The organism is Variovorax sp. 770b2, assembly GCF_900115685.1.
Taxonomy (GTDB): Bacteria; Pseudomonadota; Gammaproteobacteria; order Burkholderiales; family Burkholderiaceae_C; genus Variovorax.
The window spans coordinates 81,653-94,355 of sequence record NZ_FOXJ01000009.1 but is presented as its reverse complement, the minus strand read 5'-3'; the positions used below and the strand labels follow the sequence as shown (position 1 = coordinate 94,355).

Annotated in this window: 9 protein-coding genes and 1 pseudogene; 3 read left to right on the top strand and 7 right to left on the bottom strand. The window is 59.9% G+C overall.

Going from position 1 to position 12,703, the window contains the following annotated elements:
• Positions 1 to 43 precede the first annotated feature (43 nt).
• Positions 44 to 1,583, top strand: a pseudogene (locus tag BM133_RS31170) (IS3 family transposase).
• A gap of 216 nt (positions 1,584 to 1,799) precedes the next feature.
• Here the strand turns inward: BM133_RS31170 and BM133_RS31165 are convergent.
• From BM133_RS31165 to BM133_RS31135, 7 genes are all read right to left on the bottom strand, one after another.
• Positions 1,800 to 3,179, bottom strand: a complete 1,380-nt coding sequence (locus BM133_RS31165) for a class-II fumarase/aspartase family protein (protein WP_093442850.1) — start codon at positions 3,177 to 3,179, stop codon at positions 1,800 to 1,802.
• A gap of 48 nt (positions 3,180 to 3,227) precedes the next feature.
• The gene (locus tag BM133_RS31160) at positions 3,228 to 4,721 is read right to left on the bottom strand and encodes an aldehyde dehydrogenase family protein (protein ID WP_093442848.1); all 1,494 of its coding nucleotides are present in this window, start codon (positions 4,719 to 4,721) and stop codon (positions 3,228 to 3,230) included.
• 14 nt (positions 4,722 to 4,735) lie between these two features.
• The gene (locus BM133_RS31155; RefSeq protein WP_093442846.1) at positions 4,736 to 6,130 is read right to left on the bottom strand and encodes an aspartate aminotransferase family protein; all 1,395 of its coding nucleotides are present in this window, start codon (positions 6,128 to 6,130) and stop codon (positions 4,736 to 4,738) included.
• 92 nt (positions 6,131 to 6,222) lie between these two features.
• Positions 6,223 to 7,458, bottom strand: a complete 1,236-nt coding sequence (locus BM133_RS31150; protein ID WP_256219407.1) for a Zn-dependent hydrolase — start codon at positions 7,456 to 7,458, stop codon at positions 6,223 to 6,225.
• Between the two features lie 11 nt (positions 7,459 to 7,469).
• Positions 7,470 to 8,303, bottom strand: a complete 834-nt coding sequence (locus tag BM133_RS31145) for an ABC transporter substrate-binding protein (protein ID WP_256219406.1) — start codon at positions 8,301 to 8,303, stop codon at positions 7,470 to 7,472.
• Positions 8,304 to 8,320: 17 nt separating this feature from the next.
• Positions 8,321 to 9,085 (bottom strand): amino acid ABC transporter ATP-binding protein, encoded by a 765-nt coding sequence (locus BM133_RS31140; RefSeq protein WP_093442842.1) that lies wholly within the window; start codon positions 9,083 to 9,085, stop codon positions 8,321 to 8,323.
• A gap of 11 nt (positions 9,086 to 9,096) precedes the next feature.
• Complete coding sequence (locus BM133_RS31135) at positions 9,097 to 9,978, bottom strand: amino acid ABC transporter permease (RefSeq protein WP_371286369.1); 882 nt, start codon at positions 9,976 to 9,978, stop codon at positions 9,097 to 9,099.
• A 282-nt stretch (positions 9,979 to 10,260) separates the two neighbouring features.
• Between BM133_RS31135 and BM133_RS31130 the strand changes: the two genes are divergently transcribed.
• The gene (locus tag BM133_RS31130; RefSeq protein ID WP_093442838.1) at positions 10,261 to 11,520 is read left to right on the top strand and encodes a M20/M25/M40 family metallo-hydrolase; all 1,260 of its coding nucleotides are present in this window, start codon (positions 10,261 to 10,263) and stop codon (positions 11,518 to 11,520) included.
• Between the two features lie 39 nt (positions 11,521 to 11,559).
• Positions 11,560 to 12,606, top strand: a complete 1,047-nt coding sequence (locus BM133_RS31125) for a LacI family DNA-binding transcriptional regulator (protein WP_218158412.1) — start codon at positions 11,560 to 11,562, stop codon at positions 12,604 to 12,606.
• Positions 12,607 to 12,703 lie beyond the last annotated feature (97 nt).

Sequence of the window (12,703 nt, the reverse complement as noted above, 5' to 3'; positions counted from 1 at the left end):
TAGGGGTGTGCGGACGAAAACTTGGACTACCAGGAGGTAGTTCATGTATTCCTACGAAGATCGGATTCGAGCCGTTGAGCTCTACATCAAGCTTGGCAAACGCGTCAGACCCACTATCCGTCAGCTGGGTTATCCAACAAAGAATTCTCTGAAGGGCTGGTACAACGAATACCAGCAGAAGCTCGACTTACCAGCGGGCTATGCGGGCCGAAGACCCAAGTTCTCGCACAAGCAAAAAGCGGCAGCTATCGAGCACTACCTCACTCACGACCGCTGCATTGCTGCCGCCATGAGGGCATTGGGCTACCCCGGCAGAGGGACACTGACCTCATGGGTTCGCGAGGCCATTCCTGAGGCCAGAAGGGCTGTCGTTGGCAGTGTGGGGCGATGAAGGTATTCCGGGAAGCTGATGCAAGCGGGAGTCATGGAGCTTTGCGCGCGTGAGGAAAGTGCGCAGGCTGTAGCCGACAAGTTCGGCGTGTGCCGGCCAACGCTGTACAACTGGAAGAACCAACTTCTGGGACGTAAGGCACCCGCATCCATGAAAGCACCAATCAATCTCCGCCGTCGCAAGAGCGCGATGAGCTCGAGCTCCAGATTGAGTCACTGCGCCGCGAAGTCAGGCAACTTCGCCTTGAGCAGGACCTCTTGAACAAGGCCAATGAACTGTTAAAAAAAGGCCTGGGCGTCGACCTGCAACTCCTGCCCAACCGGGAGAAGACACTGCTGATTGACGCCCTCAGGGAGCACTCTGGCCTGCCAGAGCTCCTTGCACAGTTGGATCTTGCGCGTAGTTCGTACTTCTACCATCGGGCCCGTGCAGCGGTGGGCGACAAGTACTTGGAGGTGCGGCAATCCATCACCGACGTCTTTGAGTCGAACCACCGCTGCTATGGCTACCGCAGGCTACAAGCTTCGCTCACTAGACAGGACGTCGCGATCTCCGAGAAGGTCGTGCAGCGGTTGATGAAGCAGGAAAGCCTGGTTGTTCCAAAGCCCAGGAAGCGCAGGTATGCGTCATACCTTGGCGAGATCAGTCCAGCGCCTGAGAACCTCATCAACCGCGACTTCCAGGCCGCGGTCCCCACCGAGAAATGGCTCACGGACATCACGGAGTTCCAGATCCCGGCTGGCAAGGTGTACCTCTCGTCCATCATCGACTGCTTCGATGGAATGGTCGTCAGCTGGACCATTGGGACCAGTCCGGACGCTGAGTTGGTCAACACGATGCTGGATGCAGCCATCGAGACAGTGGCCGAAACTACTGATCGCGGCCTGTGGTTCACTCCGATCGGGGCGGCCACTACTGCTGGCCAGGCTGGCTATCAAGAATGAGCGACGCGAACTTCACCCGCTCGATGTCTCGCAAGGCATGCTCACCTGATAACGCAGCTTGCGAAGGCTTCTTCGGTCGGCTGAAGAACGAGCTGTTCCATCCCCGAGACTGGAAGAACGCCACCATTGCGCAATTCATCAAGGCGGTCGACTCGTACATCCGCTGGTACCGCGAGAAGCGGATCAAGATATCTCTTGGCTCTCTCAGCCCTATCGAATACCGGGTGAGCCTTGGACTTGCTGCATAAAACCAGTCCAAGTTTTTATCCGCATCCCCACCGGGTCGGTTTTTGGCGGCAATAAACAGGCAGTCAGGAATTGCTGGCGCTGCGAACAGATCGAGAGTCTCCGATGTAATTCCTTCGCCGTCGTAAGCCTCATTCGAAGCGTGCCCACTCATCAAAAGTACGAAGGAACGGGTCGCTACAAGCTTCAAAGCGTCCGCAGTTCTTCGGACTAAAAATTTAATGCGACTGACGACGCGCGGACAATTCAAGCGCTCTGTCAACCATCTGGGGCGCGAGGCCCAAGTAACGAGTAGGGTCAGTTAGGCGTTCGATGTCCGCGATCGAAACATGCGCAGTGACAGTGGGTGAGGCCTTGAGCGCCTCGGCGAGGGTCCCACCCTTTAAATTGACGAGACGGCACGCGTCGTAGACCACGTCGTGAGCAACCTGGCGGCCAAGGAATGGGGCCAAGCCCATCATGACCGCCTCGGCAACAATCAGACCGCGCGTCATGCCGAGGTTTCGCGCCATTCGGGCTTCATCCACGATCAAACCTGACAGTGCGAACAGAGCTTGACGTAAAGCCCCGGCCGTGAGGATGAAGCTCTCGGGAACGGCAATCCACTCGGCGTGCCACGGTCCCGTGGCGCGCTCAAGATCCTGCACCATGGCGTCGAGCATCAAACCAGCGTGCTGACGAACGGCTTTGGATGCCGCAAGCATGAGTTCTGAGGAAATGGGATTGCGCTTCTGCGGCATAGTGCTGCTGGCGCCTCGGCCTGGGACAAAGGGCTCATAGACTTCGCCAAACTCGGTGCTTGCAAGAAGCATGATGTCCAGTCCAATCTTGCCGAGCGATCCCGTTACGAGTGCGAGAAAGTTGATGGCCTCGGCCAAGCCGTCGCGCGCTACGTGCCAGGTTGTCTGCGGCACGCCGAGATTGAGGGCTTGTGCCATCGAAGCCTGCACTGCGAGACCTTTGTAGCCTAAAGAAGCCAGCGTACCGGCCGCGCCGGCGAATTCCACGACCGCGACACGCCCTCGCAGTTCGCAAAGTCGCTCCTGATGCCGGTCGAACATGGCCAGCCAAATGGAGACTTTGTAGCCAAACGTGATCGGCAGCGCTTGCTGCAGATGAGTGCGACCCGCCATTGGTGTGTCACGGTGCTTACGGGCGAGGTCGACCAGCACGGCGCGCAGTGCCCGGATGTCTCTTTCGACAATCGCAAGGCCGTCACGCACCTGCAGCGCCACGGCCGTGTCCATGATGTCCTGAGTGGTCGCGCCCCAATGAATGTAGCGGCCGGCCTCCCCGCACATCTCTGCAAGCTGATGCACCAGAGGCAAGATGGGATAGCCCACGATGTCGGTTTCTTGACGCATTCGGTCGAGATCTATGCGCTCGAGCTGCGATTCACGTGCAATGACATCCGCAGCATCGGAGGGAATGATGCCCTCCAAGGCCTCCGCACGAGCCAGCGCGATCTCGGCGTCGATATAACGCTGTATCAGGGCATGGTCGGAAAACAATGCGCGCATCTCCGCGGTGCCGAAGGCGTCGCGAAACAATACGGAGTCGAACACGGTGCTGGCCGCGGATGCAGGAGATGAGGACATGGACGGGTATGGCTTGTGCGGAAACAACGGAAGACAGCGCGCTTGCGCTCAGTCGTGGTGGTCGGCGATGTCGATGAGCACGGCCTTGGATCGCAGGTTCGCCTCATAGGCTTGGCGGCCGAGATCTTTGCCGATGCCGGAACGCTTGTAGCCGCCCGTGGGTAGCACGAAGTCGGGCGTCCTGCCGTAGCGATTGATCCATACGGTGCCAACCTCCAATTTCCTTGCGAAGCGCAATGCCCGACTGATGTCGGACGTGTGCACGCCAGCGGCAAGCCCGTACTCGGGATGTTGCGCAAGCTGCAGCGCCTGTTCTTCCGACTCGAATGTTTGCACGGTAAGCACCGGGCCGAAGATTTCACACCGCACGGCATCGTTGCTTGTATCCATATCCGTCAGTAGCGTTGGGGCGTAATAGGAACCCTCGCTGCCGACATCGAGGAACCTCCCTCCGCATTGCAGCGAGGCGCCGGTTTCCAAAGCGCGGCCCACCAAGCCGTCAATGCGTGCAGCCTGCTGCCTGGAAATGATCGGCGACAGTGTGGTTCCGTCCGTCCAGGTAGGTCCAGCCCGCAGGGTGGAGAACGCGCTTGCGATTTGTTCGATCAGCCCTTCGGCTACAGAGGCATGGACCAGCAGACGAGATCCCGCGACACATACCTGACCCGCGTTGCTGGTGATACCGGCTGCGATGCGCTGTGCGACGCGGCCGGCAATAAGGCCTGGCGCATCCGCAAACACGATATGGGGACTCTTACCGCCCAGCTCCAGTGTGACCGGCTTGGTGCCCGACTCGGCGCAAGCAGCCATGATTGCCGCACCCGTGCTGGTGGAGCCGGTGAAGGTCACTTTGGCGATGCGGGGATGACGAACGAGCGCATCGCCCGTGGTCCGGCCATTGCCCTGCACTATATTGAAAATGCCCTTGGGGATTCCGGCCTCGATGGCGAGCTGCGCCAACCGCACGACGGAGAACGGTGTCAGCTCAGAGGGCTTGAGCACGACGGCGTTGCCAGCTGCCAGGGCAGGGGCGATCTTCCAGGACGCCATGACCAAAGGGAAGTTCCAGGGAGCAATGGCGCCGATGACGCCATAGGGTTCGGTGATCGTCATCCCCAGGTGGTCGTGGTCCGTCGCGGCGACATCGCCTCCTACCTTGTCCGCGAACTCGGCATAGAAACGTATGCCCTCTGCGGTGAACGGCACATCCCACGAGGCAGCAGCCGAAACGTGCCGGCTCGAGCCGATGGCCTCCAGCGGCGCCAGTTGGGCTACATCCGCCGCTACCAGATCGGCGAACCGGCGCAGGATGGCTGCGCGTTCGCGGGGTGCCATCCGCGCCCAGGGGCTGAGACGAAAAGCCTGCCAGGCGTTTTCGACCGCTCGGTCAACCATAGCCGCGTCCGCCAGTGGGATTTCGCCCTGTGGGGCACCGTCCGAAGGGCGCAACACGGCAAGTCTTTCGGCGCCTTCATTGACAATCTCGCCGCCGATGAAGTGTCCCTGCGGGATCTGAACGAGTGATGGATCGAAGAGGTCCATGGTTTGTCTCCCGCTCAGGCGACCACCGCTGAACCCAGCGCTTCGGTCACGGCGTCCACGGCACTGCGAGCAGCTGCCACGATGGTGTCGACATCGTCGGTCGTAGTGACCAACGGCGGTGCAAATGCCAGAATGTCGCCGTGCGGCATGGCCCGACCGATGACACCGCGCTCCAGCAATTCAGCGGCCACCCGTACGCCGACTTTCAGGTCCGGATCGAACGCTCGCCGTTCTTGCCCATTGGCCATGAACTCGACCGCTGCGAGCATGCCGAGGCCACGTACTTCACCTACCAGCGGATGACCCGCAAACGACTCCTGCAGTTGCTGCTGCATGTAGGCGCCGACGTTGGCGGCGTTGGTCTGTAGGTTCTCCCGCTCCAGGATGTCCAGGTTCGCCAGCGCAGCCGCCGCGCACACCGGATGGCCCGAATACGTCCAGCCGTGCCCCATGGGGCCGTGCTCGACCGAGCCTGTGGCGATGCCGTCCCAAACCTTCTCACCCACGATCACGCCTGACAACGGCAGGTAGGCACTTGTGAGGCCCTTGGCGATGGTGATCAAGTCAGGTTCGATGCCGAAATGCTGCGATCCCATCGGCGAACCGATGCGGCCGAAGCCGCAGACGACTTCATCTGCAATCAAGAGGATGTCGTGGCGCTTGAGCACCTGCTGGATCGCCGGCCAGTAACCCGCCGGCGGCACGATGATCCCGCCGGTACCCATCACAGGTTCGCCGATGAACGCGGCGATGGTGTCGGCGCCCTCAACTGCAATCAGCTTTTCCAATTCGTCGACGCAATAGGCCACGAACTGGGCTTCGTTCATGCCGGGCGCGGCCTGGCGATACCAATGTGGGCAGACGGTATGACGCACCTGCGAAAACGGCAGGTCAAACATGTCATGAAAAGTGGGAAGGCCGGTCAGACTACCGGTCATCAAACCCGAGCCGTGGTAGGCGCGATGCCGAGAGATGATCTTCTTCTTTGCTGGTCGGCCGAGCACGTTGTTGTAGTACCAGACGATCTTGATTTGGGTCTCATTTGCGTCGGAACCCGACATGCCGTAATAGACTTTTTTCATCCCTACCGGTGCCCACCCAATGATGCGGCGCGATAGTTCGATGATGGTGTCGGTAGAGTGGCCGACGTACGTGTGGTAGTAAGCCAGCCGGCTTGCCTGGGCATGGATGGCGTCAGCGATTGCCTGGCGCCCATAGCCGACGTTGACGCAGTAGAGGCCGGCAAAGGCATCGAGCAGTTCGCGCCCGTCATGGGTGTGGATGCGGATCCCGTTGGCGCCCGTCACGATCTTGCCGGCGAGTGCGCCGCTCTGGTGATCCTGCGCGTGGGTAGACGGATGCATGAAATGCTGCCGATCAATGTCGAGCAGGGACTGAAGAGAGTTCATGAATGGTGGATCTCGGATGTTTTGGGAGGAGTTTGGGGATGGCGGTGCATGCCGCCGTCCACGGCCTCGGCTTAATTTGCTTGAAGCGGTGGTCAGCCCACTACGCCAGCCCTGTTGAGTACGGCATGCAAGAGCACATTTGCACCCGCGACGACGTCTTCGGGCAGGGCGTCTTCTTCCTCGTTGTGGGACAGGCCATCTACGCACGGGATGAACACCATGGCGACGGGAATTGCCTTGGCCAGTTGCACAGCATCGTGGCCAGCACCGCTGATGATGGGTTGGTGCGAGTAACCTAGATCCTGCGCGGCGTCCTGCACCAGCGCGCGGCACGCCGGATCGAACGGCGTCGCCGGAATGTCCAGATAGGTGGAGATCTCCACGGAGACCGAACGTCGCTCAGCAATTGCGTTGAAGTTCTGCAGCAGCTTTGCGTGCAGATCTGCCATGCCGACGTCCTTCGGATGACGCAGGTCCACGCTGAAGAAGACATTCCCAGCGATCGTGTTGCGCGAGGCATTTGCAATGTTCAATTGCCCCACTGTCGCGAGGCTGGCAAGCAACGGATCTCCCTGCGCCATTGACTCCAGCGCAAGCGCCATTTCCGAGACCGCATAAAAGGCGTCCTTTCGCCGGACCATGGGCGTTGTGCCTGCGTGGGAACCGAAGCCTTGGACTGTGACGTCGAGCCAGCGGATGGCTTGGCCTCCAGTCACAACGCCGATGGTCGTTCCGTTGTTCTCCAAGATTGGCCCTTGTTCTATGTGGGCTTCGAAATATGAGTCGATTTCCTTGACGGGGAAGTGAGCCTCCCCTGCATACCCGCATTCACGGAGAGCTTCGCCGACGGTCACCCCATGCTGGTCTGCGACGTCGAGCGCCGTACTCAGGGGCATGACACTGGCGAAGACACCCGAGCCCAGCAATGAGGGGGTGAACCGTGCGCCCTCCTCGTTCGTCCACGACACGATTTCGATGGGAAGTCGGGTCCGAATGTTTGCGTCATTCAGGGTGCGCACGATTTCCAGTGCTGCCAGCACGCCGAAGGCGCCGTCGAATCGGCCGCCCTCGGGCTGCGTGTCCAGGTGGCTGCCGCACAGAACGGCATGGGCTGTGGCATCCGTGCCCTCACGCCGTCCGAAAATGTTGCCTATCGCATCGATGCGCACAATCAGGTCCGCCTCGCGGCACCAGGCCACGAACTGATCGCGGCCGGCCTTTTCCTCGGCTGTCAACGCAAGGCGGCGCACGCCTCCCTTTGCCGTCGCGCCTATTGCGCCCATTTGCTCGATGCTTTGCCAAAGGCGCTCGCCATTAACTGTGGTCATGTTGAGCTCCATCAGTCTTTAAGGTTGACGGTGGCCTTCTTGACTGCATAGTCCTGAAGGCCCCATTTGGCGAGAATCTTCTGGTACGTACCATCCACCATGATCTGGCGCATGGCTCCACGTAAGGCGGCGGTCAATGCAGTGTTGTCCTTGGAGATCCCCATGCCGAGGCTGTTTTCAAGGAATGGCTTGCCGATCGGCACATAGACGCCATTCTCGAGGGTGTTCTGGTAGGGCAGCGTCTCCGCGCCTTGAACGCCGCCATCAGCTCTGCCTTGTTTGAGCTGCAAGCGCGTATCCGGGGACCCGTCGGTGCCGAGCACGACAATGGCCGCCTTGCCGGCCTTTTCGCAGTTCTCGACGCTCCATGCAGCGATCGCCTGTGGCCAGATGGTCTTGCGGGCGGCTGCAATGCGTTTGCCGCAAACGGCCTGCTGGTTGGGAAAGTCAGCGGCGCGCGCCTTGATGGTGTAGAACTGCGACCCGGTTATCAGGTAATCCAAGATGTCGATGCTCTTTTGCCGCTCCTCGGTGTCAGCGAAGCCGCCCAGAAACACATCCAGCCGCTTGGTCGAGAGCGAGCTGATCATCTGGTCGAAACTCACGTCCTGCCAGGTCACTTTGAGATCGAGCTTGGCGGCCAGAGCTTCCAGCAAGTCGATGTCGAAGCCCGTCAGCTTGCCAGTGTCCGGATCCTTGAATTCAAACGGCGGGTACTTCGGTGTGGTGCCGGCCACCAGCGTTTTGGTTCCGGGCGCGGCTAGGGACTGTGCATGGACCGGGATCATTGCGAGGCCGACCACGGCAGCCAGTGCTGCGCCAACGGCGCGAAATGAGTTCTTCATGGATAGCTCCTTCAAAGTTAGGCCAAGACGGCGGATATGAACTCTTGGGTGCGCGGATGGGACGGCTTTTCCAGAACCTGGTTAGGGTCGCCCATCTCCACTATTTCGCCGCGGTCCATGAAAACCACGCGCCCGGCCACTTCGCGAGCAAAGCCCAGTTCATGCGTTACGACGACCATGGTCATGCCACTGGCTGCGAGGTCTCTCATGACACCCAACACTTCTCCGACGAGTTCGGGGTCAAGGGCCGAGGTGGGCTCGTCAAAGAGCATGAGCTTGGGCTTCATCGCCAATGCGCGGGCGATCGCCACCCGTTGTTGCTGGCCGCCGGAGAGCTGCGAGGGATAGTTGCCCGCCTTATCGGCAAGACCCACACGGGCGAGCAGGTCCATGGCCTCTTGGGTCGCCTCTGCTTTGCCTCGGCGCAGAACCTGCACCGGGCCCTCGGTGACGTTCTGAAGTGCCGTCAGATGCGGAAAAAGATTGAAGCGTTGAAACACCATGCCGGTGGCAAGACGCTGCCGGGCAATTTCTCGTTCCGAGAGCTGGTGGAGCTTGTCGCCGGACCGTCGAAAGCCGACCAGTTCTCCGTCGACCATCAGGGCGCCCTGATCGATGATTTCGAGTTGGTTGATGCAGCGCAGGAAGGTGCTTTTTCCTGAGCCGGACGGGCCGATGATGCAAAGCACTTCTGCGTGCTCAATGTCTAGGTTGATGCCACGCAGGGCCTCGAACGTGCCGAAGGATTTTCTGACTTCGACGGCTCTTACAAGTGCGTTCATTGCGGATCTCCTCAAACCTTGCCGCCGAAGCCGGCGACTCCGCGGGCAAGCCGCTTTTCAAGACGCGACTGCACGGCAGACAACAGCGTGACCAACACGAGGTAGTAAAAGCCCCCGACCAGCAGCAACTCGATCACCCGCGCGTTGGCGAAATAGATGTTTTCCGCGCTGTGCATCATCTCGGCGTACTGAATAACGCTTGCCAACGATGTCAGCTTGACCATGCCGATGAGCTCGTTGCCGATGGGGGGGACGATCACGCGTAACGCCTGGGGAAGGATGATCCGTCGCAGTGCCTGCAGCCCCGGCATACCGATGGCCTTAGCGGCCTCGTACTGCCCCGCATCCACCGACAACAGACCTGCGCGGACTACCTCCGACGTATAGGCGCCCTGGTTGATCCCCAGCGCTAACAGTGCAGCCAGGAAGGGCGTCATCACATCCACCGTTTTGAACTCGACAAAGCCTGGGATGCCGATCACAGGAAACACCAGTGCCAAGTTGAACCACAGCAGCAACTGCAGCAGCGCTGGCGTTCCTCGAAAGAACCAGACGTAGAGACGCGAACTGCCTGAAAGCACGGGGTTGCTCGACATCCGCATGATCGCAGCGACGATGCCGAGTGCGATGCCCAGCGCCATGGCAAGGACCGTCATCAGAACCGTGTTGAGCAAGCCGCGCAAGATCAACGGAGAAGTGATGAAGCGCAGCACGACGTGCCAGTCGATCTGGCCGCGTGAGAAGGCGATTCCGAGCCAGGCCAGCAGGGCCAGCATGATGGCAGCAGCCGCATAGCGCCCGTAGTAGTGACGTCGGACATGCGTCAGTCTCGCCATGTCTGCGGGGTCTTCGTCGCGTACTGGGACGCGACTGATCGCGGCAAGTGTGGTCATGTGCATCTCTGGTTTTTGGCTTGGTTCGTGGCGGGACCACAAAAAGACGTGGATAGTTCGTCGACAGTAAATCGATTTACTATTTAGTTTATATTTCCCGGCAAATACGCGTCAATACTGGGATTTACCCTTGGCCCTAACTCGAACTTTTTCGGGACATAAAAGATCTGAACTGCACATTCTTCGCTTGGAGTCACCTCATTGGTGCAGGAAATCTGCCTTGACGAAAGGTCTAGCCGGTCGATAGACTTCCATCGTTAAATCGTTTTACTGAAAATAGTCATGACACGTACCGATTTGCTCGCAGCGCTTGACGCTGACCAAGCCCATCACATTGCTTTTCTTCAAGAGTTCGTGCGCGCACCTTCGCCGAATCCCCCGGGCGATACCCAACTGGCTGCAAAAGTTGTACTGCGATACCTTTCAGCCCGCGGCGTCCCCGCAAGCGTGGTGGCGCCGCGTGCGGATCTGCCGAACGTGGTGAGCGATTTCGAGGGAGCGCACCCGGGGCCTCGACTGATCTTCAACGGTCACATGGACGTGTTTCCTGTAGGAGCGGCGGATGGGTGGACGCGCGATCCCTGGTCCGGCGACATCGCGGACGGACACATGCACGGCCGTGGCGTTACCGACATGAAGGCCGGCACTGCCGCATCCATCATTGCGTATACCTACTTGCACGAGCGGCGCCAGGCGCTGAATGGAAGTTTGGGCTTGACGGCGGTCTCCGACGAGGAGACCGGTGGATGTTGGGGAAGTCGCTGGTTGCTGCAGAACGACACTCGCTGGCATGGCGACTGCATGATCAATGCAGAGCCCGGCGGCATCAGCACAATCCGTTTCGCCGAGAAGGGCACGCTGCGACTGACGTTCACCGTGAAGACTGCGGGTGCTCATGGCGCCTATCTGCACAAGAGCGAGAGTGCTAGCCGAATTGCGGCCAGCCTGATCTGCGAACTGGCGGCCATCGAGGACATGTCGCCGAAGCTGCCTCCCGAGTTGGTGAACTACTTGGCGCAGCCAGACGTCTGTGCCGCTGCAGATGCAGCCATGGGTCCAGGTGCCGCAGCCATCATCGCTCGCCCCACACTTAACATTGGGACGATTCACGCCGGCCTGAAGGTCAACATGATTCCGGATTCCTGCGCATTCGAGGCGGACATCCGCATCCCGATGGGGCTGAGCACGCAGGACGTCATGGACAAGGTGCTCGCTCTGTGCGCCCGACATCCGCAGGTGAGTGTTGCAGTACAGGAAGCGGCCAGCAATCCGTCGGCCTCCTCGGCCCATGATCATCCGATGGTAGGGATTCTCGCGCGCAACGCGCAAAGCGTGACCGGTGTGCGACCGCTAGCGCTCCCTTCGTTGGGCGCCACTGATTGCAAGTTCTGGCGCTACCAGCACATACCGGCCTTCATCTTCGGTCCGACACCGAAGAACATGGCCGCCCCGAATGAATCGGTGGATATAGGAGAATTCTTGGCCGTCATCAAGACCCATGCGCTTGCTGCGTGGGAGTTTCTGGGCGGCGATCCCGTTTAAGCCAAAGCGCGCAATCTGCTGCGCTATCGAGAGGAAGTCGTGTCACGCAGAGCCACCATCGCCGATGTTGCCCGCGCATCGGGGGTTTCGCCCGGAGCCGTCTCGCGCATTCTGCGCAATGACGAAACGATCAAAGTCCGAGACGAGACCAAGCAGAAGGTCATGCAGGCGATGAAGGATCTGAGCTATTCGCCCAATCCTCACGCACGCGGCTTGCGAATGGCTCGCTCGGGCACGATCGCGATGATCGTTCCTGAAATCAATAGTCCCGCATTCTTGCCCATCATCTATGGCGCGCAAAAAGCTGCACGCGATCGCGGCTACTTGATGATCCTCGGAGGTTTGGGTGAGGAAGGCGAGGATCCACAACTCGCCTCCCGCATGCTGGCATCGAACCATGTCGACGGTTTCTTGATTTCGACGGGACGCAACGAAGCCGAGCAACTGGCAGCCGCACGTGAGTTGGAGGTTCCCTCCGTCCTGGTGAACCGCTACCTCGATGCGCAGCACCCGCATGTAGTCCTCGACGACCTGCGTGGAGCGATGGCGGTTACCGAGTACCTGCTGAGCTTGGGCCATAGGCGCATCGCATTCGTCGGCGGGCTGAGCCGATTCCTCGGCGGTCGGCGCGTGGCGGGTTACAAGCTGGCGCTTGAATTGGCAAGTATTGCCTTCGATCCAGCCTTGGCCGTTGAATCGGGATACGACCGCCAAGGCGGCGAGGCGGCATTGCATACGCTAATGGCGGCGGGAGATCCGCCTACAGCCATTTTTGCGACAAACCACTTGGTTGCAGCTGGCCTTTTGGTCGGCGCCCAGAAGCGCGGCCTGCGTGTTCCTCAGGACTTGTCGATTGCCAGCTTCTATGACGGACCCATCGCCGAACTGCTGAATCCGGCACTGACAGCCGTCGCGTTTCCTCTCGACAAGTTGGGTTACGAGTCCACGCAAATGCTTGTTGACTTGATTGAGGGCATCGAGTTGCGAACCCGAAGCGTCACCATTGCTCATGACAAGATCGTGTCGCGAGGATCTACCTCTGCGCTTAACCAGCAATCATCGGCCGCCTTTCACAGACTTACATGATGACTGTGGCTTGAGGTGATGTCGGCGTGGCGCGCTCAACGACTTCGGCGGGCGTGGCGCGATGGACAAAGTTATCAAGGCGATGCGCCAAACCGGT